Here is a 20,733-nt window from a genome sequence, read left to right as displayed (position 1 = left end):
AGGGGGGCTTCAAGCCTTACTGACTACAGCGCAGCAAGCCCGCCCAGAAGGATCAGCGCCTGCCCGACGATATAGAAGCCCCAGATCGCGTAGCCCGCTTTCAGCCGGTGGTGATAGGTGTCGGACATCCGAAACAGGCTGATCGCTAGAATGACGTCCGAAATGACGAACAAGCCCGCGCCGATGACCGTTAAACCAAAGGGCAATGCCAGCGCGGTCAGCCCCATGACACCGATGATGATGACGTAGATCCGAACAGGCCATTGCAGATGCCCCGTATGGGTCGCCAACCACAGCTCGGTCGAGACCATCAGGCCGACCAGAACTAGCGCGGGGATGGGCGCGGTTGTGAACGCTTCGTAGATAGGGGTGCCAGACAGGCCCAGAAAATGCAGGATGTACAGCAGATGCGCCAAGGCGAAGGCGGACAGGCCGTACAAGAACGGACCGTCCCCATCGCGCGACAGGCCGAAATCCCCAAGCGCAGACAGGAACAATCCGGCCACCAGAAAAGCGGACCCTCCACCCCAATAGGCGGCCAGCGAAAAGGCCAGAAGCGGGATCGTCTTGATGATCGAACGCGGCCAGGTCGGCGCGCGCGACGTGAGCGGGAAATAGGCCAGCGAAATCAGCAGGCCGAGGATGAGGGGCAGTTGGGCCATGTCTTTGCGTAGTCCAAACGGGTTAACCGCGCGTTGACCACCGCCAACACGCGCCCAGCCAACCCGCGCGTGACGCGCGGGTCAAGCATGACGTTACCGCAATTGGAAGATCAGACCTCGTCCGGGAAGTGCTTCATGGTCAAACGGATCGGGTTCGGCGCCGCCTGCCCCAGACCACAGATCGACGCATCGACCATTGTCTGGCTCAGCTCTTCCAGCAGATCCTGATCCCACTTGTCCGCCTGCATAAGCTTCACAGCTTTCTCGCAGCCGACACGACACGGGGTACACTGACCGCAGCTTTCATCCTCGAAGAAGCGCAGCATGTTCAGCGCGGCCTCTTTCGCGCTGTCCTTGTCGGACAGAACCACGACGGCGGCCGATCCGATGAAGGTGCCATGCGGCTGCAGCGTATCGAAATCCAGCGGGATGTCCGCCATCGACGCGGGCAACAGACCCGAGGACGGGCCACCCGGCTGATAGGCCTTGAAGCTGTGGCCCTCGGCCATGCCACCTGCGGCCTCGATAATGTCGGTGATCGTCGAACCCGCGGGCAACAGATGCACACCCGGATTGGCGACACGGCCAGACACGGAATACGAGCGCAGCCCCTTGCGGCCATTCTTCTCGACCGAGGTCAGGATCTCGGGGCCTTCGCGCATGATCCGCGCGACCCACAGCAGAGTCTCGACGTTGTGCACCAAGGTCGGTCGATTGAAGATACCCACCTGCGCCACGAATGGCGGGCGGTGACGTGGTTCGCCGCGTTTGCCCTCGATCGACTCGATCATCGCGCTTTCTTCGCCGCAGATATAGGCGCCCGCACCACGGCGCAGATCAATATATCCGGGGGCAACGATGCCCGCGTCTTCCAGCGCTGCAATCTCGCGGCGCAAAATGTCCAGCACAGCGGGGTATTCGTCGCGCATGTAGATAAAGCAGGTCTCGGCCTCGACCGCCCAAGCGGCGATCAGCATGCCTTCCAGCATCAGATGCGGGGTGCGTTCCAGATAGTAGCGGTCTTTGAACGTGCCCGGCTCGCCCTCGTCACCGTTCACGGCCAGATAGCGCGGTCCTTCGTTGGCGCGCACGAAGCCCCATTTGGTGCCCGACGGGAAGCCCGCGCCACCAAGGCCGCGCAGGCCGGCGTTCAGAACGGTTTCCTGAACGTCTTTCCAGTCCCCACCGTCGCGTAGCTCGGCCAGTTTGGCGTAACCGCCTTCGGCCTGATAGGCGGCCAGATCTTGATAGTCGGGGATGTGGGCGTGGGTGTCATTGGCCTGCAGCGCCGCCAGCGTTTTGTCAAACGTGGCGTGGTCGATGTGGTTGTGGCCCAGCTCCAGCACTGGCGCGGTGTCGCAACGGCCCATGCACGGTGCGCGCACGACGCGCACTTCCGAGGCATCCAACCCGTCCTCAAGCGCCTTTTGCAGCGCTTCGGCGCCGGCCAGTTCGCAGGACAGGGAATCACAAACCCGAATAGTCAGCGCAGGCGGAGGCGTCTCGCCTTCTTTCACCACATCGAAGTGGGCATAGAAGCTGGCGACCTCGTAAATCTCGGCCTGACCGGTGCCCATTTCCTGCGCCAGCGCGCGGATGTGGTCGGCAGACAGGTGGCCGTATTCGTCCTGAATCAGGTGCAAAAACTCGATCAGAAGATCGCGGCGACGTGGCCGGTCGCCCAGAAGATCCTGCACACGCTCCAGCGCATCCATATTCAGCTGACGGCCCTTGGGCGTCCGACGCCCTTTGCCTTTGCCCGATTTCCAGATGCCTTTTTTATCGTCCAGCGCCATGATGTTCCCCTTGAAGCACCCGCATATCATAGCGGCCCCCCAATACCCCGCGCCATTCAAAAGCGACATCAGCATGACGGATTGCGTAGAAGCGTGCTTTCCAGTTTAGTTGCGGGAACAGTTTTCATCGTTAGAGGTTACTGGTGTCACACCCCCTACGGTTCTTCGCCTTCGCGGCGGGCATTCCAGCGCTGCTGATCACCGCCGCAAGCTTCTTCGGCGGCCTTATTTGCGTTATTCTAGTGCTTTACATGACAGCCATCGCCTTTGGGCTGGACCAAGCGATTTCGCGCGTCGCACCGGCATTGGACGAGGACAGCATTGCCAGAGATGCCGACCGCCTGTCCATAGCCATTGCCGCGTCGCATTTCGTTGCGCTTGTGTTGGTCGTTGTCGCGTTCTCGGGCCAAACCAGCCTGAGCGGGTGGGAGCTGTTTGGCCTCTTTTGGGGTGCGGGGCTGTATTTCGGGCAGGTCTCGAACGCGAATGCGCACGAGCTGATCCACCGTGCTGACAAACGCCTGAAATGGTTGGGTGTCTGGGTCTATATCTCGCTTCTGTTCGGGCACCATGCCTCGGCCCATCCCAAGGTCCACCACCGCTTTGTTGCCACACCCGACGATCCGAATACCGCGCAAGAAGGCGAGAGCTTTTACGCCTTCGCGCCGCGGGCGTGGAAAGGGTCATTCGTCGCTGGGTACGAGATGGAGAAGCACGACTTGGAGCGTGCTGGGCGCAGCGCCTTGCGCAATCCCTATGTGGTATACGTGTCTGGGGCCGCCCTGATGATCATCCTTGCCGCCGTGATCGGCGGATTTGGCGGTCTAGTGGGCTATCTACTGGTCTGTGCCTATGCCCAAACGCAGCTGCTTTTGTCCGATTACGTGCAGCATTACGGGTTGATGCGCGACACCCGCGAAGATGGTCGGGTCGAGCCGGTCGGCCCACAGCACAGCTGGAACGCCCCGCATTGGTTCACCACGCATATGATGCTGAATGCGCCGCGTCATTCAGACCATCACGCCCATCCAATGCGTCCCTATCCGGCCCTGCGTCTGCCCTCATCACACGAAGCGCCGATGCTGCCCTATTCGTTGCCGGTCATGGCGACGATTGCGCTGGCTCCGCGCCTATGGGGACGGGTCATGGGGCGCACCCTAAGACGCTGGCGCGATCAGGCAACTCAGGCCCAAATTGGATAGCCCACTAGGTGCTGCGTCATTTCCCGCCAAGGGGGAGCCTTCAGAAGCATTCCCCCTTGTTTATCACTCCACCGGGCTTATTCTTCTTACTGATACAAAACTCATGGAACGTGTTGTTCTAAAAGGCCGCGCGGCGCGCAATCGCGTCACGGCCTTGTTGGCTGTAAAAACGCCATTTCTGGAAGGGGCCCGAACGTGTCGGAAAATGGATTGCAGAAAACTGCGTTCTTCATGCTGCTCGCGCTAATCCTTTATGTCTCGATTATGGGGGGCGCGTAATGGCACAACGATATGGGGGCGAATTCAGCCCCGGCGGGCAACCCAAGACACCGCCGCCCACCCGTCGCCCGTTTGACGGGCAAGAACCGGCCCGCAGTGCCGGGCGTGTGAACTTCCTGTTTCTTGCCCCCTTGCCCCTTGCGATCCGCGCGTTTTTTCAACCGCCGACAGTAATGGCCCTGACCCTTTTGGCCTTCGGCATCCTGATCGCATCAGCATGGCTGACCCGCGATGGCGTGACGGCTCATCAGGCCTATGACGCGCGCAAAATCGCCCGCCGCCCCGCGATCCCGCGCAAGCTGTTTGGCGCGGCTCTGATGGGGGCCGGTCTGGCGCTGGTCGGCTTTGCGGGTGGCTCAGTCCTGAATGCGGTGATCTTTGGCGCGCTCGGCGCTGGCCTGCATTTGGCGGCCTTTGGCCCCGATCCCTTGCGCAACAAAGGCGCCGAGGGCGTGGACGAGTTTCAAACCGACCGCGTGGCCCGCGCCGTGGGCGAAGCCGAGAAGCACCTGAACGCCATGCGTGACGCCGTGTCCCGCATCCGCGACCGCCGGGTCGAAGCGCGTCTGGATCAGTTCATCGCCACCGCCCGCGACATGTTCCGCACGGTCGAGGACGACCCCCGCGATCTGACCTCGGCCCGGAAATATCTGGGCGTCTATCTGCTGGGTGCGCGTGACGCGACAACCAAGTTTGTCGACATCCACCTGCGCGACCCGCATGGTGGCGCGTTGGCCGATTACGAAACTCTGCTGGATGATCTCGAAGCGAATTTCGCAGCGAAGACCAAACAGTTCTTGAAGGATGATCGCAGCGATCTTGATGTCGAAATCGAGGTTCTGCGCGAACGACTGGCACGCGAAGGTGTGCGTACCGAAGATTAAGTGACGAGGATAATGTGATGACCCAGACCACCCGCGAACAGGCGCAAGCCGCGCTGAAAGAAATTGAAGAAGCCACCGCCGTGATCCTGCCCGAGCCGTCGACCGCTCTGGTGCCCTTGGCTGAGGCCGACAAGCCCACCAGCGCCGAAATCCAGAAGCGCATGGACGAGATCGACATGACCAACACCCAGTCGATCATCGAATTCGGCTCGGCCGCGCAGTCGGAGTTGCAGGTGATCAGCCAAGACATGCTGCAAGGCGTGCGCAACAAGGATGTTGGCCCTGCGGGCGATAGCCTGCGCAACATCGTGACCACGATCCGTGGCTTCTCGATCAGCGAACTCGACATGCGTCGCAATCGTAGCTGGTGGGAAAAACTGCTGGGCCGCATGGCCCCTGCCGCCAAATTCATGGCGCGCTACGAGGATGTGCAAGGCCAGATCGACAAGATCACCGACAACCTTCTGAACCACGAACATGTGCTGCTGAAAGACATCAAGTCGCTCGACAAGCTCTATGAGAAGACGCTCGATTTCTATGACGATCTGGCGCTGTATATCGCAGCAGGCGAGGCGAAACTGGGCGAATTGGATGACACCGTGATCCCTGCCAAAGTGGCCGAAGTTGACGCCGCCCCTGAAGAGCAAGGTGTGATCAAGGCGCAAGAGCTTCGTGACCTGCGCGCCGCGCGGGATGATCTGGAACGCCGCGTGCATGACCTGAAACTGACCCGTCAGGTGACGATGCAGTCGCTTCCCTCGATCCGTCTTGTTCAGGAAAACGATAAATCGCTGGTGACCAAGATCAACTCGACCTTGGTGAACACCGTGCCGCTGTGGGAAACCCAGCTGGCGCAGGCCGTGACCATCCAGCGTTCAGCCGAAGCCGCTGCCGCCGTGAAGGACGCGACCGACCTGACCAACGAACTGCTGACCGCCAACGCCGAAAACCTGCAAGAGGCCAACCGCATGGTCCGTCAGGAAATGGAGCGCGGCGTCTTCGACATCGAAGCGGTGAAATCTGCTAACGCCACCCTGATCGCAACGATCGAAGAAAGCCTTGCCATCGCCGACGAAGGCAAAGCAAAGCGCGCCGCTGCCGAAGAAGAGCTGGTCAAGATGGAGGCCGAGCTGAAGGAAACTCTGGCATCCGCCAAGGCACGCGGCACCGCATCGGGTCACAATCTGGCCGAAAGCGTGTCGGACAGCTAAGAAGGGCGAAAACCCGAAAGGCATTCAGGTGAGCAGAACTGCGTTTCACAAGATATCAAGGGCCGTCATCGCGATGACGGCTCTGACTGCTGTGATGGGCTGTACCTTGCAGCAGACGGCCACCGCGCCGCCCAAGCCTGTCGAAACCTTGCCGCAACTGATCGTCAGCCCCGCGAAGGACAGCAGTGCATATCTGCGCAACTACTATTCCAAAATTCAGGCCAGCCGCCTGGTACACGACCAATTGCGCCGTGACGGGGGCGGCCCGGACACGCCCTTCACCGACGCGATGTTGGCGCGAAACTTCGAGCGTATCGCCCTCAACAGCGAATACACGAAAGTGGGTGATCGTCGAATCTCAGAGGAACACGAGGTCAATCTGACGCGCTGGACCAAGCCCGTGCGTTTCGGGCTGAACTTCGGGGACGCAGTGCCCGAGGATCAGCGCGCGGTCGACCGGCAGGTCTTTGCGCCCTATATCGCACGACTGGCCCGCTTGACCGGCCATCCGATCAGCGCCGCGCCGGACAACCTGCCTCTGGGAGTTAATTTCACCGTTTTCATCCTGAATGAAGACGAACGCCGCGCCTTCGCCCCTTCCCTACGTCGGGCCATGCCAGGGATCAGTGCCGCCGACCAGTCCCAGATCGTCAATCTGAACCGTGACACCCATTGCGCAATCTTCGTTTCCGACAGTGACGACAACAACAGGATCGAGCGTGCCGTCGCCGTAATCCGCGCCGAGCTGCCCGACCTGATGCGCGCGGCCTGCATCCACGAGGAATTGGCGCAAGGCCTTGGCCTGCCCAATGACAGCCCCGAGGCCCGCCCCTCGATCTTCAACGATTCCGACGAGTTCGGGCTTCTGACCTCGCATGACGAGCTTTTGTTGCAGATGCTCTATGACAAGCGCCTGCAACCCGGCATGACCGCCGACGAGGCGCGCCCGATCTTTACCAAAATTGCAGCCGAACTTATGGGCGGCTCTGCTTGACCCCATTGCCCCCTAGGAGGATTTGATCATGGGTATTCTTGATTTTCTGACCGGAGAATTCATCGACGTCATTCATTGGGTGGATGACACACGCGACACGATGGTCTGGCGTTTTGAACGCGAAGATCACGAGATCAAGTACGGCGCGAAGCTGACCGTGCGCGAAGGTCAGGCCGCTGTGTTCGTGCATGAGGGCCAGCTGGCTGATGTGTTTACGCCCGGTCTTTATATGCTCGAGACCAATAACATGCCGATCCTGACGACGCTGAACCACTGGGATCACGGTTTTAAATCGCCCTTCAAGTCCGAAATCTACTACGTCAACACGACCCGCTTCAACGATCTGAAATGGGGCACCAAGAACCCGATCATGTTGCGCGATCCGGAATTCGGCCCGACCCGCATTCGCGCCTATGGCACCTACTCGGTTCGCGTGACGGATCCTGCCAAATTCTTGGTCGAGATCGTCGGCACCGATGGTGAGTTCACGATGGACGAGATCAGCTTCCAGATCCGCAACATCATCGTGCAGGCCTTCAGTCGCGTGATCGCGGGCGCAGGTATCCCCGTTCTGGACATGGCCGCCAACACCGCCGATCTGGGCAAAATCGTCGCCGCCGAGATCACCGGCATTGTCGCCGAATACGGGTTGTCGATCCCCGAATTCTATATCGAGAACATCTCGCTTCCCCCGGCGGTCGAGGCGGTGATGGACAAGCGCACCTCGATGGGGATTGCAGGCAATCTGGACAATTACATGAAGTTCAATGCGGCCGAGGCGATGGGGTCTGAGAACTCGGCCATGGCATCGTCGATGGGTGCAGGCATGGGCGCTGCAATGGGCATGGGGATGGCAGGTCAAATGCAGTCCGGACCATGGGGCGCTGCCCCTGCCGCACCCGCTGCGCGCGCGCAAACGCCGCCTCCGCCCCCGCCGGTGGAACACGTCTGGCATGTGGCGGAAAACGGCGAAACCAAAGGCCCGTTCTCGAAAGCGGCCATCGGACGCATGGCAGCCGCAGGCAGCCTGACCCGCGATAGCCACGTCTGGACCCCGGGCCAAGACGGCTGGATGCGTGCCGAGGACTTGGCCGAGCTGGCCCAGCTTTTCACCATCCTGCCACCGCCCCCGCCCGGCGCATGATCTACTTCGGGCGACCAAGACGGGTCGCCCGCCCACTTTATCCCTATCTCTGACGAGGTTCCCACACGGATGGCCTATCCGCGCGAAGACACCAAATCGCCGATCGAAGAACATCGCTTTCCCTGCGATCAATGCGGGGCGGATCTGCGGTTTGACCCCGAGCACAACCAGCTGACTTGTGACCATTGCGGTTTCAAGGCGCCGATCGAAGATCGCCAACCCGCACAGCCCGTCATTCGCGAGCTGGATCTGAAACGTGCCCTGTCCGCTGATCTTCCGGATCACGAGATGGAAGAAACGCGGGTGATGAGCTGCCCCAACTGTGCCGCTCAGTTCGAGTTTGACACGGCCACACATGCTGCAGAATGCCCGTTCTGCGCCACCCCGGTCGTCACGGATACCGGCACGCATCGGCATATCAAGCCCAAAGGCCTAGCCCCTTTCGTGATCGAGGAACGCGAGGCGCGCAAGGCCATGACCGACTGGCTGGGACGCCTGTGGTTCGCGCCAAACGGTTTGCAGGACTACGCGCGTAAGGGGCGCAAGTTGACCGGCATCTATGTTCCCTATTGGACCTTCGATGCGGACACCAAGACGCAATACACGGGGCAACGCGGGATCGAGCATGAGCGCACCCGGACAGTCATGGTGAACGGCAAACGCGAACAGAAAACCACCCGCCATGTGCGCTGGACATCGGTATCAGGCCGGGTCGCGCGATTCTTTGATGACGTTCTGGTGCTGGCGTCCAAAGGCCTGCCAAAGAAATACACCGACGCGTTGGAGCCATGGGATCTGTCGCGTCTTGAGCCCTATCGCCCCGAGTTTCTGGCGGGCTTCCGCGCCGAGGGCTACACGGTCGAGCTGGACGAGGGCTTTACCGAAGCGCGCGACTATATGAACCGCATCATCCTGCGCGATGTGAAGTTCGACATCGGAGGGGACCGTCAGCGTGTCTCCTCGATGGACACGGACATGTCCGATCTGACCTTCAAGCACATCCTGCTGCCGGTCTGGCTGGCCGCCTACAAGTATCGCGGCAAGACCTATCGGTTTGTGGTGAACGGGCAAAACGGACGTGTGCAGGGCGAGCGGCCGTATTCAGTCTGGAAAATCACCTTTGCGGTGATTTTAGGGCTGATTGTGGCCGGTGTGATCGGCTATCTGTCGGCCCAAAGCCAATAGAAGGTGCCCATGGATCCCGATACGTTCGACGCGCTTCTCAGTGCCCGCCATTCCTGCCGCGCGTTTCGCCCGGATCCGATCCCCGCACCGGTGATCGAACAGATCTTACGATCGGCACAGAAGGTGCCAAGCTGGTGCAACGCCCAGCCGTGGCAGGTCGAGGTCACAACCGCACTAGAGACCGACCGCCTGCGCGACGCTTTCTATGAGCACGCGATGAACAGCGCGCAGACGCCAGATGTAGACTGGCCCAGCGCCTATACCGGCCTGCATCAACGCCGCCGTAAGACCTGCGGCTTGCAGCTTTACAAAAGCGTGGGCGTAACACCGGGCGACAGGGCGGCATCCGGTCAGCAGATGCTTGAGAATTTCCGCTTTTTCGGGGCACCGCATATCGCCCTGATCTCGGCTCCGGCTGAACTTGGCCCCTATGCCTATCTGGATTGCGGGGGCTTTGTGACCGGGTTCTGTCTGGCTGCCACCGCCCAAGGTGTCGCAACAATTCCACAAGCCGCCGTCGCCGCCTTCGCGCCCTTCCTGCGCGACTGGTTTAATCTGCCCGAAGATCGCGTGATCCTGTGCGGCATTGCCTTCGGGCGCAGCGATGTAGACCACCCCGCCAACCGCTTCCGCACCGAGCGGGCGGACTTGGACGAATGGGTGCATTGGCATGGAAAGGACAGTGAATGAGAGCTTTGATCCAGCGCGTCAGCGAGGCTGCCGTCCGCGTTGACGGCGAAATCGTCGGCGAAATCGGCCCCGGCCTTCTGGTTCTGGTCTGCGCGATGGAGGGCGATGCCGAGGCGAATGCCGACACGTTAGCGGCCAAGATCTCGAAGCTGCGGATTTTCAAGGATGATGCGGGCAAGATGAACCGGTCCGTTTTGGACACAGGCGGCGCGGCACTCGTGGTCAGCCAGTTCACACTGGCCGCCGATACCTCGCGCGGGAACCGACCGGGGTTCTCGACGGCGGCGCATCCTGACGAGGGCGAGCGGTTGTATGAGTATTTCGCAGACCAGCTGCGAGGACACGGGATTGAAGTCGCACAGGGGCGCTTTGGCGCGGACATGAAAGTGTCGCTGGTGAATGACGGGCCGGTCACGATCTGGATGGAGTTCTGAGGTCAAACAGGGGCTTTGCCCCTCTGTGCTGCGCACATTCACCCCAGGATATTTTCAGCAAGAAAATGAGGGCTTAGTAACCCGCTTTCTTGTCGACCAGATGCAGGAAGGGTTCTTTCGCCTCGCCACGACGGATGTTTTCGGCGATGACCTTAGCGGCCGTGTCGGGGCGTGTGTCTGAGGCGATATGCGGTGTGACGGTCACTTTCGGGTGGGCCCAGTAGGGGTCGTCATCCGGCAAGGGTTCGACGCGGAACACATCCAGTGTCGCATGGCCGATATGCCCACGATCCAGCGCGTCCAGAAGTGCGGTATCGTCAATCAGCGGGCCACGGCCCGGATTTATGATCACTGCACCTTCGGGCAGCATGGCAATTCGTTCGGCGTTCAGGACGTTCTCGGTCGCTTTGGTGGCGGGCAGCAGAAGGACCAGAATGTCTGAATTGCGCAACACCTGCTCTAACCCATCATCGCCATGAAGGCAGGTGACGCCGTCAATCGATTTGGTTCCGCGGCTCCAACCTGACACCGGGAAATTAAGAGCGGTGAGGGCTTTGGCAGCCACCCGACCCAGCTCTCCCAGTCCCAGAATGCCGACGCGACGATTGCGGGCCAGCGGTGGGGCCAGACGCCCCCAAGCCGGGGTGGTGTTGTGAATGTCCTGATCCATTTCCAAATGGTGACGCAGCACGTGGCCGACCACCCATTCAGTCATGCCCTCGCTTAGCCCCTGATCCACCATACGCGCATAGGGTTGGGTCAGCGTGGGGTTATAGACGATCCGTTCAACCCCAGCCCACAGGCCCAGCACCGCCTTGGCGCGGGTGAAGGGGGTGAAATCCTGAAGTGCGCTGTTTGGGTCATAGACGATGTAGTCCACCTGATCGGCCGGCAAATCACAGGACAGCGTTGCCTCGATCTGAATTTCATCAAGCGCTTTGCTGATTTCGCGATGATAGACATCCCAGCGTTTGGGATTGCCGGCATACAGGACGTTGATGGGCATCACTTTTGTCTCGCTCTGTGCACATGCGCGCTTTGGACCAAACCGAAACCAACCAGCAAAATCAACATGGCAGATCCGCCATAGCTGACCATCGGCAACGGCACCCCAACCACTGGGGCAAGGCCCATCACCATGGACATGTTCACGGCAAAGAACAAGAAGAAGGTGACAGAAATGCCAAGGATCAGAAGCGAGCTGAAACGGTCCTTGTTCTGGAAGGCCGAGGCAGCGCAGAAGATCAGGATCAGCACGTAGAGCGTCAGCAGGGATGCGCCCCCCAGAAAGCCGAATTCTTCGGCCAGCGTGGTGAAGATGAAGTCCGTGTGTTTTTCCGGCAGGAAGTTCAGGCGCGACTGTGTGCCTTGCATGAAGCCCCGGCCAGTCCAGCCGCCGGACCCTAGCGCGATCTTGGATTGGGTGATGTGATAGCCCGCCCCCAAAGGGTCCGAGGATGGATCAAGGAACGTGTCGATGCGGCGATATTGGTAGTCTTTCAGAAGCTGCCATTCCGTCCCGCGTGACATGAAGACCGACGCCACCAGACCTACGCCCGAGGCAATGACCGCCCCGAAATACCACAGGCTGACGCCCGCTAAAAACATGATCACGCCGCCGCCCGTCACCAGCAGGATCGAGGTGCCGAGGTCCGGCTGACGCAGCACCAGAAAGGTCGGCAGCATGATCAGGATGACCGGGATCAGCACCCAGAGCGGGCGCGAGACTTTCTTGATATCAAGCCAGTCATAATAGGCCGCTAGCATCATCACCAAGGTGATTTTCATCAGCTCGGACGGTTGCAGGCGCATAAAGCCAAGGTCGATCCAGCGCTGCGCGCCCATGCCGACCGAGCCCATGACCTCGACCAGCACCAGCAGAACAAGCGACAGCAGATAGCCCACCCCGGCCATGTTGCGCCAGAACCAGATGGGTACCATGGCGATGACAAACATCAGGAACATACCCAACGCAAAGCGCTTCATCTGCGCCATGGCCCACGGGTCCATCTTGCCGCCCGCAACGGAAAACAGCATCAGGAAGCCGACGCTCGCCACCGCGATCAACAAAAGTACAAGCGACCAGTTCAGATAGAGCACCTTTCGCAGCCCCGACGGGACGACTTTGACGTTGTATTCAAGATAGCTCATGCCCGGCCCTCGGCGGCCTTCACGCGCTCGTCATGTGGCATGTCCAGCATTTCTTCGATGTCACGCTGGCGGGTTTGGATCGTACCGCGCTGGTTCTCCGGATAAGCCTCGAGCGGGGGCTTACCCTTGTAGAACGCTTGCAACATCACATCTCGGGCAATCGGGGCCGCAGCGGTAGAGCCGCCCCCGCCGTGTTCGACCACGATCGTCACCGCATAGCGCGGGTTGTCGTGGGGTGCATAGCACACGAACAGCGCGTGGTCGCGCCGCTCCCACGGCAAGTCCTCGTTTCGAAACACCCCGCGCGCCCGTTCGGCGGCGGTGATGTTGCGCACCTGACTGGTGCCGGTTTTGCCTGCCATGCGCAGGTCGTCACCCACGACCTTTGACCGCCCGGCGGTACCGCGCCGTGCGTTCACGACTTCGTACATGCCTTCACGAATGGCGTTCAGATTGCTGGTGCTGATCTCGAGCGGGCCATCATTGCGGACGGGGGTCTCAACCCCGTTGACCGAACGCACCAACCGCGGATGGATCGCCTGCCCCGTCGCCAGTCGCGCGGTCATCACCGTCAGCTGCAAGGGTGACGCCAGAACGAAGCCCTGGCCGATGCCTGCGTTCAGACTGTCACCGATCACCCAGTCCGCACCTCGCGCCTCGCGCTTCCACGCCTTGGTGGGGATCAGGCCCTGCGCAATCGCAGACAATGGCAGATCATGACGCTCGCCCAGCCCCAGTTTGCGGGCCATCTCGGCAATCTTCTCGATCCCCACGCGTTGGGCGATGTCGTAATAGTAGATATCACAGCTTTCACGCAGGCTTTTCACCAGATCGACAGGCCCGTGCCCCCCGCGTTTCCAGCAGTGAAACCGACGTTTGTGCACTTCGACATAACCGTAGCACTTGATGGATTCATTCGTGTCGATCACGCCATCTTCCAATGCGGCCAAGGCCGTGACCATCTTGAAGGTCGATCCGGGCGGATAGGTGCCCTGAGCAGGTTTCGCAGCCAGCGGACGGTACTTATCGTTCAGAAGCGTGCCGTAATCCTTGCTGGAAATCCCGCGTACGAATTTATTCGGATCAAACGTCGGTGCCGAGCCGATGGCCAACACATCCCCCGTCTGAGTGTCCATCACCACCGCCGCAGCACTTTCACCCGCAAGGCGCGCCTGCACATAGGCCTGCAGGTCCGCATCCACAGTCAGCTGAATATTGTCCCCCGCGCGGCCTTCCTCGCGGCCCAGCTCGCGCATTTCGCGACCCACCGCATTCACCTCGACCTCGCGCGTGCCAGCGGATCCGCGCAGATCCAGCTCCATCTTCGCCTCCACACCGCTTTTGCCGATCTGGAAGCGTGGGATTTGCAGAAGCGGATCGGGGTCTTCCAGCTTGGAGAGATCATAATCCGACACGGGACCCACATAGCCGATCACATGGGCGAAATCATCGGCACGCGGATAGCTGCGCGACAGGCCCACTTCAGCGGTAATGCCGGGCAGCGCGGGCGCGTTCACGGCGACCTCGGCCACGTCTTCCCATGCGACGCGGTCAGCAACCGTCACCGGCACGAAGGGGCTGCGGCGACGCATTTCGTCCAAGGTGCGTTTCACGTCCGCATCGTCGATCCATACGATCTTACGCAGACGGTTCAGCACCGCTTCGGGGTCGTCCGCATCCTCGCGCACGATGACAATGCGATAGTTCTGTTCGTTGCCCGCGATCAGCACGCCATTGCGGTCATAGATCAGTCCCCGCGCGGGTGGCAGCAGCGAGAACTTCACACGGTTCTCTTCAGCGAGGTTGCGGTATTCGTCGGCCTGTTCGACCTGCATATAGCGCATCCGCCCCACCAGCATCGCCGCGAACGAGACCTGAAGCCCACCTAGGAACAATCCCCGGCGGGTAATCTTGCGGGCGCTGGCCTCGGTATCTATGGGGGAGCGCTTCATGCTGCCTGACTCCGTACCGGATCATCACCGGGTTGAAGCTTCTCAACGCCCAGTACAAAGACCGAAACAAAGACCACCGCTGGATAGATCGCAACGGTGCTTACAAACTGCAACAAGGCGCGGCCAAAGGGGATTTGGTCAACGAAGAAGACGGTAAGAAAGATCCGTTCAGCAAACAGCATCGCAAGCAAAATGGCGGCGACGACGCCCCATTCAACCACGAAGGACTGCTCGCGCAATCCGGGCTCGCGCCGCCGGAGTACCTCAAGCCCGATAACCGCCATCAGGGCGCCAATGGCAGGAATGTCTTGGTACAAAAGATCTGTCAGGAAAATCAGAGCGGCGACCAGAAGGATGGGCACATAATCCGGGCGGCGCAGCATCCATGCAGCCACGACGGCAATGAAGATGTCGGGTCCGGGAAAGCGCCCCGCGCTCAGGTCCAGAGGCAGAAGTTTCACAAACAGAAGACCCGCCGAGATCACGATCAACAGCCCCCAGAAGGCCCAGCGAAGAAGCGTGACGCGATCGGTCATTCACCCGCCCCTTCCTGTGCGCTTGCGGAATCCTCGGCAACGTCAGGAGCGGGCGGTACAGCCGGTGTAGCGACGATCAGGCTGCCTTCTCCCTCGACCATTTCGCCGGGATGACTGCGCAGGACACGCAGGAACTGAAGCCGCTCGTAATCTGCCGCCAACCGAACGCGTAGCCGCCGGTCGGTACCCAGCGCCACATGCCCCACCAGAAGCCCGGCGGGGAACACGCCCCCATCGCCGGACGACACCACTCGGTCACCCGGTCGGACCTTTTCGGGGCTTTCCAAAAACTCGATCGGCGGGACAGCCGAGTTGTCGCCCACCAGAAGCGCATCCTGCCCCGAGGGCTGGACGGTGATCGGAATGCGGCTGTTGCTATCCGTCAGCAGAATCACACGGCTGGTGCTTTTCCCAACACCTGCGATCCGCCCTGCCAGCCCCAGACCATCAGTCGCCGCCCAACCATCCACCAGCCCGTCGCGGGTGCCAATGTTCAGAAGTACCGACTGACGGAAGGGTGAACCGCTGTCGGCCAGCACAACGCCGGTCACATAGCTGAGCTGCGCATCCAGCCGCACGTTGTTCAGGTTCAAAAGCTGGGCATTTTCCTGTTCCAGCTGAAGAGCCGCTTCCTTCCACGCCTTCATCTGCTGTAGCTCGCGGCGCAGTTCTTGGTTCTGTTCGTAAATCCGCTGATAGGACTGGAAGTCCTCGACCATGCCAACCAGCTTGGTCACCGGCACCAAGGCCCAGTCAAAACTGGGCACCACCGTGTCGATCAGGTTGGCGCGAAAGCGTTCAACCCGGGGGCTATCAATCCGCCAAACCAGAAAAATCAGAAACAGGCATAGCATAAGCAGCCCGACAAAAAGCCTGCGCAGCGGACGGCCGTATTCCTCGGTCTGGTTCGGTTTGCGTGCCAATCTGGCCTCCGGTTACCCGACGGGCGCGCCCCACCGGCGGGGCAAACCCGATCAGCTGTCGTAGTCGATGACGTGGCGAAGCTGCTTTTCAAACTCCAGCGCCTTGCCGGTGCCCAGCGCCACGCAGTTCAGGCTTTCATCCGCAACAGAAATCGACAAGCCTGTTTGCTCGCGCAGGGCAAGATCCAGCTCGCCCAGCAGCGCGCCGCCACCGGTCAACATAACGCCGCGATCCACAATGTCAGCGGCCAGATCGGGCGGCGTGGCTTCCAGCGCGGTCATCACGGCTTCGCAGATCTGCTGCACCGGTTCGGCCAAGGCTTCGGCAACCTGCGCTTGGTTGATCTCGGTTTCTTTTGGAACACCGTTCAATAGGTCACGACCGCGGATCATAAGCGAGGTGCCACGACCGTCATCGGGCATCCGTGCGGTGCCGATGGTGGTTTTGATGCGTTCTGCGGTGGCTTCCCCCACCAGTATATTCTGCTGACGGCGCAGATAGCTGATGATCGCATCATCCATCCGATCCCCACCCACGCGCACCGAGCGCGCATAAACAATGTCGCCCAACGACAGAACCGCCACTTCGGTCGTCCCGCCACCGATGTCTACGACCATGTTCCCGGTCGGATCGGTGATCGGCATACCTGCCCCGATGGCGGCGGCGATGGGTTCAGCCACCAAACCAGCGCGACGTGCGCCAGCCGACAGAACCGACTGACGAATGGCACGCTTTTCAACCGGGGTTGCGCCGTGCGGCACACAAACGATGATTTTCGGTTTCGAGAAGGTCGTGCGGCGGTGCACTTTGCGGATGAAGTGCTTGATCATCTCTTCCGCGCTGTCGAAGTCAGCAATGACACCTTCGCGCATCGGGCGGATCGCCTCGATCGAGCCGGGGGTCCGGCCCAGCATCAGCTTGGCGTCCTCGCCCACGGCCAGAACTTTCTTCACGCCGTCTTTGACGTGATAGGCGACCACCGAGGGTTCGTTCAGAATGACGCCCTTGCCCTTTACGTAGACCAGCGTATTCGCGGTCCCAAGGTCAATCGCCATGTCCGACGAAAACAATCTCGAAAACCCTGCCATTTGGATGCCTATCCCGTTCATATCCCTTTGCGCCCGCGACTCCTTAAGGGTGCAGACCGGTGGATATATAAGCCTCTAAGCCCTGCGGTGAAAGCCCTAATACAAACGGGCGAGCGGCTTATCGCCAAGGAGGGGAAATTTCGAACAATTGGTGAAAGATTACCCATAAATTCTGGCAATCGGCTTTCACTTTTCGAACTAATCGCAAAAATGCGGGCAAATTGCTTTGCCCGCACCTTGTTTCAGATCAGACGCCCTCGGGCTTGGTCTTTTCGCGACGCGTGATCAGGTTATTCAACGCATTCACGTAAGCCCGGACCGAAGCCAGGATCGTATCGGTGTGCGAGGACTGGCCGGTCACGATCTTGCCGTTCTCTTCCATCCGCACCGAGACCGTCGCCTGCGCGTCGGTGCCTTCGGTCACGGCATGTACTTGATACAGCTGCAAGCGTGCCTCATGCGGGAAGATCATCTTCACGCAGTTGAACGCTGCATCAACCGGCCCGTCACCTTCCGAACTGACCTTATGCTCGACACCGTTCACGGTCATGGTCAGGTCGGCAGTATTCTTTTCCTCGCCGCCGGCAATCACGCGCAGGGATTTCACCTGCAGCTGGTCATTGGCGTCGTCGGTGCCGTCGGTCATCAGGGCGACGATATCCTCGTCGAACACCTCTTTCTTGGTATCGGCCAATTCCTTGAAACGCACAAAGACGTCCTTCAACTGGTTGTCCCCCACGTCAAAGCCCAGATCGTTCAATTTGGCCTTCAACGCAGCCCGGCCCGAGTGCTTGCCTAAGGGCAAGGACGTCCCGGCCAGACCGATGTCTTCGGGGCGCATGATCTCGAAGTTTTCCGGGTTCTTCAGCATGCCGTCCTGGTGAATGCCGCTTTCATGGGCAAAAGCGTTCTTGCCGACGATGGCTTTGTTGTACTGCACCGCAAAGCCCGACACCTGCGCCACGCGGCGCGAGATGTTCATGATTTTCGTCGTGTCGATACCGGTCTGGTACGGCATGATGTCATTGCGCACTTTCAGAGCCATCACGACCTCTTCCAGAGCGGTGTTGCCAGCGCGTTCGCCCAAGCCGTTGATGGTGCATTCGATCTGACGCGCGCCAGCCTCGACAGCGGCCAAGGCGTTGGCGGTCGCCATGCCCAGATCGTTGTGACAGTGGGTGGCGAAGATGATCTCGTCCGCGCCCGGCACACGTTCGATCAGCATGCGGATCAGGTCGGCGCTTTCACGCGGCGCGGTATAGCCCACCGTGTCGGGAATGTTGATCGTCGTGGCACCTGCCTTGATTGCGATCTCGATCACGCGGCACAGATAGTCATGCTCCGTCCGCGTCGCGTCCATCGGAGACCACTGCACATCATCCACCAAGTTGCGCGCATGGCTGACGGTCTCGTGGATCAGGTCGGCCATCTCGTCCTGAGTCAGGTTCGGAATGGCGCGGTGCAGGGGCGAGGTACCAATGAAGGTGTGAATGCGTGGCTTGGCCGCTTTGCGCACGGCTTCGGCACAGCGATCAATGTCTTTGAAGTTTGCGCGGCTCAAGCCACAGATCACCGAATTCTTGGAACGCTCGGCAATCTCGGACACGGCAGCAAAGTCGCCTTCGGACGCAATCGGGAAGCCCGCCTCGATAATGTCCACACCCATCTCGTCCAGCATCTCGGCGATCTCGAGCTTTTCGTCATGGGTCATGGTCGCGCCGGGGCTTTGTTCACCGTCACGCAAAGTGGTGTCGAAAATCAACACGTGATCCGAGGGATTGGTCATTGTCTTGGTCTCTTTAGATATAAGTTCTTAGCCTTTGTGGCCCACTTGGATAGGGCCGGTTCGTGGCGCGGTCGGCGTGTCCCCTGAGCGGTCGCGCCAAAACGGCACGCTCAGAGGCGGCTAAGCAGTAGCAGAAGGCCCAGTGCGGGGCGGAAAGCGATATGGGTCTGCGTGTTCATGCGCGCAAATATACGTCCGTTTCCGTCAAGTTAAAGTCCTTTTTTCGGGAAACCACCCGTTGGGGGCCATCCTTGCGGATGTTATTCGCTACCAGTCTGATCCACAGCCGGTGCTATATTCGTCCCCGCGGTCGAGGCCGCGCCCGCCGCTTCGGCCGCAGCCGCAGCGGCGCCGCTGTCCAATGCGGGTGCCGGGGCAGATTCGATTGCTCCCGCCATCATGCCATTCTCCCAGATGCCTTCTTCCTGGCTTCCGTCAGCGCGATAGACCACGCCCTGTCCATGACGTTTTCCACCCTTGAAGCCACCTTCATAACGGTCGCCGCCGGGATAGATCGCAATGCCCTGCCCATCAAACAGGCCCGAGGCCCAATCGCCGGCATAGCTGAACCCGTCAGCCGTCTTGTAGGTGCCGCGCCCTTCACGTTCGCCGTCCACGAACCCGCCTTCATAGGTCGCGCCATCCGCCAGTTTCGACACACCTTGTCCGTGGAATTTGCCCGCCTGCCATCCACCGGCATAGCCGGCACCATCTACAGTGGCCAAAGTGCCTTCCCCATCGAACAACGCTTCCTTGAACGTTCCCTCATAACGCGCACCATCCGCCAGCAGGGCAATGCCCTTGCCTTCGATTACGCCGCCCTTCCAGTCGCCTTCAAAGCTGCTGCCATCCGGATAGGTGATCACGCCCACGCCATCGGGAAGACCCGCGCGGAATTGACCCTTGTAGATCGAGCCATCGGGATAGGTCACGTTCCCATCCCCTTCGATCACACCAGCGACCCAGTCCCCTTCATAACGATAGCCATCCGCACCCACAAAAACGCCCTGACCGTGTCGCTGATCGGCGTCAAAGCTGCCTTCATAGCGGTCGCCATTGGCGTAATCGACTGTCCCGGCACCCTGACGAGACCCCGCCTGAAACTGGCCCGAATACACATCTCCATTGGCCTGCGTCAGCACACCGTCGCCGTCCATCTGGCCTTGCGTCCAGTTGCCCTCGTACATCATGCCATCGGGCTGGGTCAGTTTACCTGCACCGTCGCGTTCTCCGCCACGCATACCGCCTTCGTAGACCGAGCCATCAGCATAGGTCGACCGGCCCCGGCCCTCTTTCACGCCAGAAACCCAGTCGCCTTCATAGACATAACCTGACGGACTTTGCAGCCGCCCCTGCCCGTGATGCATCGCATTGCGGAAACCGCCTTCATACTGAAGGCCGTTGGCATACAGCGCCATGCCCGAGCCGTTGATCTTTCCGTCGACCCAGTCCCCTTCGAAGCTGGCGCCGTCTGCAAAGGTGATCTTGCCAAAGCCTTCCGGCTTCCCCTTCGCGAAGCTGCCTTCATAGAGCGATCCGTTGGGGAAGCGCGCGACGCCCTGCCCGACGATCTCGCCCTCCATGAACTCGCCGGTATACTCATAGCCCGACGGCAGGGTCAGAGTGCCCATTCCGTGCTGCAATCCGCCCTTGAACGTCCCTTCGTAGACGGATCCGTCTTCATATTGCTTGGTTTCGACCTGCGCCACGGCCACGGCTGGCAACACAAGCGCGAAGGCCAGCAATCCGCGAAATCCGATTTGGGTGCGTTGCATCTCGAAACCTCGTTCAATTTCTTTGACTTGTTATTGGACG

At 60.3% G+C, this 20,733-nt stretch carries 18 protein-coding genes; 8 read left to right on the top strand and 10 right to left on the bottom strand.

Annotation, left to right across the window (positions count from 1 at the left end; translation table 11 throughout):
* Positions 1-23 precede the first annotated feature (23 nt).
* Complete coding sequence (locus MWU53_RS00455) at positions 24-662, bottom strand: lysoplasmalogenase (protein WP_247089204.1); 639 nt, start codon at positions 660-662, stop codon at positions 24-26.
* A 110-nt stretch (positions 663-772) separates the two neighbouring features.
* Positions 773-2,458, bottom strand: coding sequence for an NAD(P)H-dependent oxidoreductase subunit E (locus MWU53_RS00450; protein ID WP_247089202.1), 1,686 nt, complete (start codon positions 2,456-2,458; stop codon positions 773-775).
* 143 nt (positions 2,459-2,601) lie between these two features.
* Here MWU53_RS00450 and MWU53_RS00445 point away from each other — a divergent pair, with 143 nt between their 5' ends.
* The 8 genes from MWU53_RS00445 to dtd all read left to right on the top strand — a co-directional run bounded on the left by MWU53_RS00445 (position 2,602) and on the right by dtd (position 10,481).
* Complete coding sequence (locus tag MWU53_RS00445) at positions 2,602-3,660, top strand: alkane 1-monooxygenase (protein ID WP_247089200.1); 1,059 nt, start codon at positions 2,602-2,604, stop codon at positions 3,658-3,660.
* 278 nt (positions 3,661-3,938) lie between these two features.
* The gene (locus MWU53_RS00440) at positions 3,939-4,823 is read left to right on the top strand and encodes a 5-bromo-4-chloroindolyl phosphate hydrolysis family protein (protein ID WP_247089198.1); all 885 of its coding nucleotides are present in this window, start codon (positions 3,939-3,941) and stop codon (positions 4,821-4,823) included.
* 17 nt (positions 4,824-4,840) lie between these two features.
* Positions 4,841-6,034: a toxic anion resistance protein gene (locus MWU53_RS00435; protein ID WP_247089196.1), complete on the top strand. Its 1,194-nt coding sequence runs from the start codon at positions 4,841-4,843 to the stop codon at positions 6,032-6,034.
* A gap of 73 nt (positions 6,035-6,107) precedes the next feature.
* Positions 6,108-7,028 (top strand): DUF2927 domain-containing protein, encoded by a 921-nt coding sequence (locus MWU53_RS00430; protein ID WP_247089194.1) that lies wholly within the window; start codon positions 6,108-6,110, stop codon positions 7,026-7,028.
* A 28-nt stretch (positions 7,029-7,056) separates the two neighbouring features.
* Complete coding sequence (locus MWU53_RS00425; RefSeq protein WP_247089192.1) at positions 7,057-8,172, top strand: SPFH domain-containing protein; 1,116 nt, start codon at positions 7,057-7,059, stop codon at positions 8,170-8,172.
* A 69-nt stretch (positions 8,173-8,241) separates the two neighbouring features.
* Complete coding sequence (locus MWU53_RS00420) at positions 8,242-9,357, top strand: TFIIB-type zinc finger domain-containing protein (protein WP_247089190.1); 1,116 nt, start codon at positions 8,242-8,244, stop codon at positions 9,355-9,357.
* 9 nt (positions 9,358-9,366) lie between these two features.
* A complete protein-coding gene (locus MWU53_RS00415) occupies positions 9,367-10,047 on the top strand; it encodes a nitroreductase (RefSeq protein ID WP_247089188.1) in 681 nt (226 codons plus the stop codon).
* Entirely contained in the window at positions 10,044-10,481 is a 438-nt protein-coding gene (gene dtd, locus MWU53_RS00410) for a D-aminoacyl-tRNA deacylase (protein ID WP_247089186.1), read from the top strand. The genes MWU53_RS00415 and dtd overlap by 4 nt, the downstream gene beginning before the upstream one ends.
* Before the next feature lie 73 nt (positions 10,482-10,554).
* Here dtd and MWU53_RS00405 read toward each other — a convergent pair whose 3' ends face one another.
* The 8 genes from MWU53_RS00405 to MWU53_RS00370 form a co-directional block, all read right to left on the bottom strand.
* On the bottom strand, positions 10,555-11,487 hold the full coding sequence (locus MWU53_RS00405; protein WP_247089176.1) for a glyoxylate/hydroxypyruvate reductase A: 933 nt from the start codon (positions 11,485-11,487) through the stop codon (positions 10,555-10,557).
* A complete protein-coding gene (gene rodA, locus MWU53_RS00400; RefSeq protein ID WP_247089174.1) occupies positions 11,487-12,632 on the bottom strand; it encodes a rod shape-determining protein RodA in 1,146 nt (381 codons plus the stop codon). Before rodA ends, MWU53_RS00405 begins: the two co-directional genes overlap by 1 nt.
* Positions 12,629-14,584, bottom strand: a complete 1,956-nt coding sequence (gene mrdA / locus MWU53_RS00395; protein ID WP_247089172.1) for a penicillin-binding protein 2 — start codon at positions 14,582-14,584, stop codon at positions 12,629-12,631. Before mrdA ends, rodA begins: the two co-directional genes overlap by 4 nt.
* Positions 14,581-15,120: a rod shape-determining protein MreD gene (locus MWU53_RS00390; RefSeq protein WP_247089170.1), complete on the bottom strand. Its 540-nt coding sequence runs from the start codon at positions 15,118-15,120 to the stop codon at positions 14,581-14,583. Before MWU53_RS00390 ends, mrdA begins: the two co-directional genes overlap by 4 nt.
* Complete coding sequence (mreC, locus tag MWU53_RS00385) at positions 15,117-16,043, bottom strand: rod shape-determining protein MreC (RefSeq protein ID WP_247089168.1); 927 nt, start codon at positions 16,041-16,043, stop codon at positions 15,117-15,119. Before mreC ends, MWU53_RS00390 begins: the two co-directional genes overlap by 4 nt.
* Positions 16,044-16,094: 51 nt before the next feature.
* Positions 16,095-17,132 carry a rod shape-determining protein gene (locus tag MWU53_RS00380; RefSeq protein ID WP_247090488.1) on the bottom strand — a complete coding sequence of 346 codons (1,038 nt, stop codon included), beginning with the start codon at positions 17,130-17,132 and terminating at the stop codon, positions 16,095-16,097.
* A gap of 247 nt (positions 17,133-17,379) precedes the next feature.
* Positions 17,380-18,918, bottom strand: coding sequence for a 2-isopropylmalate synthase (locus MWU53_RS00375; RefSeq protein WP_247089159.1), 1,539 nt, complete (start codon positions 18,916-18,918; stop codon positions 17,380-17,382).
* Positions 18,919-19,178: 260 nt separating this feature from the next.
* Positions 19,179-20,693 carry a 2-isopropylmalate synthase gene (locus MWU53_RS00370; RefSeq protein WP_247089157.1) on the bottom strand — a complete coding sequence of 505 codons (1,515 nt, stop codon included), beginning with the start codon at positions 20,691-20,693 and terminating at the stop codon, positions 19,179-19,181.
* Between the last annotated feature and the right edge of the window lie 40 nt (positions 20,694-20,733).

Origin of the sequence: Aliiroseovarius sp. S1123, from assembly GCF_023015885.1 — a bacterium.
In the GTDB taxonomy this organism is placed as follows: domain Bacteria; phylum Pseudomonadota; class Alphaproteobacteria; order Rhodobacterales; family Rhodobacteraceae; genus Aliiroseovarius.
This window is presented reverse-complemented; position numbering and strand designations above follow the sequence as displayed.

Excerpts from the sequence above, each read along its gene's own strand:
- MWU53_RS00455 (WP_247089204.1), bottom strand. The coding sequence starts at position 662 with ATGGCCCAACTGCCCCTCATCCTCGGCCTGCTGATTTCGCTGGCCTAT.
- MWU53_RS00450 (WP_247089202.1), bottom strand. The coding sequence starts at position 2,458 with ATGGCGCTGGACGATAAAAAAGGCATCTGGAAATCGGGCAAAGGCAAA.
- MWU53_RS00440 (WP_247089198.1), top strand. The coding sequence starts at position 3,939 with ATGGCACAACGATATGGGGGCGAATTCAGCCCCGGCGGGCAACCCAAG.
- MWU53_RS00435 (WP_247089196.1), top strand. The coding sequence starts at position 4,841 with ATGACCCAGACCACCCGCGAACAGGCGCAAGCCGCGCTGAAAGAAATT.
- MWU53_RS00430 (WP_247089194.1), top strand. The coding sequence starts at position 6,108 with ATGACGGCTCTGACTGCTGTGATGGGCTGTACCTTGCAGCAGACGGCC.
- MWU53_RS00425 (WP_247089192.1), top strand. The coding sequence starts at position 7,057 with ATGGGTATTCTTGATTTTCTGACCGGAGAATTCATCGACGTCATTCAT.
- MWU53_RS00420 (WP_247089190.1), top strand. The coding sequence starts at position 8,242 with ATGGCCTATCCGCGCGAAGACACCAAATCGCCGATCGAAGAACATCGC.
- MWU53_RS00415 (WP_247089188.1), top strand. The coding sequence starts at position 9,367 with ATGGATCCCGATACGTTCGACGCGCTTCTCAGTGCCCGCCATTCCTGC.
- dtd (WP_247089186.1), top strand. The coding sequence starts at position 10,044 with ATGAGAGCTTTGATCCAGCGCGTCAGCGAGGCTGCCGTCCGCGTTGAC.
- MWU53_RS00405 (WP_247089176.1), bottom strand. The coding sequence starts at position 11,487 with ATGCCCATCAACGTCCTGTATGCCGGCAATCCCAAACGCTGGGATGTC.
- rodA (WP_247089174.1), bottom strand. The coding sequence starts at position 12,632 with ATGAGCTATCTTGAATACAACGTCAAAGTCGTCCCGTCGGGGCTGCGA.
- mrdA (WP_247089172.1), bottom strand. The coding sequence starts at position 14,584 with ATGAAGCGCTCCCCCATAGATACCGAGGCCAGCGCCCGCAAGATTACC.
- MWU53_RS00390 (WP_247089170.1), bottom strand. The coding sequence starts at position 15,120 with ATGACCGATCGCGTCACGCTTCTTCGCTGGGCCTTCTGGGGGCTGTTG.
- MWU53_RS00380 (WP_247090488.1), bottom strand. The coding sequence starts at position 17,132 with ATGGCAGGGTTTTCGAGATTGTTTTCGTCGGACATGGCGATTGACCTT.
- MWU53_RS00375 (WP_247089159.1), bottom strand. The coding sequence starts at position 18,918 with ATGACCAATCCCTCGGATCACGTGTTGATTTTCGACACCACTTTGCGT.
- MWU53_RS00370 (WP_247089157.1), bottom strand. The coding sequence starts at position 20,693 with ATGCAACGCACCCAAATCGGATTTCGCGGATTGCTGGCCTTCGCGCTT.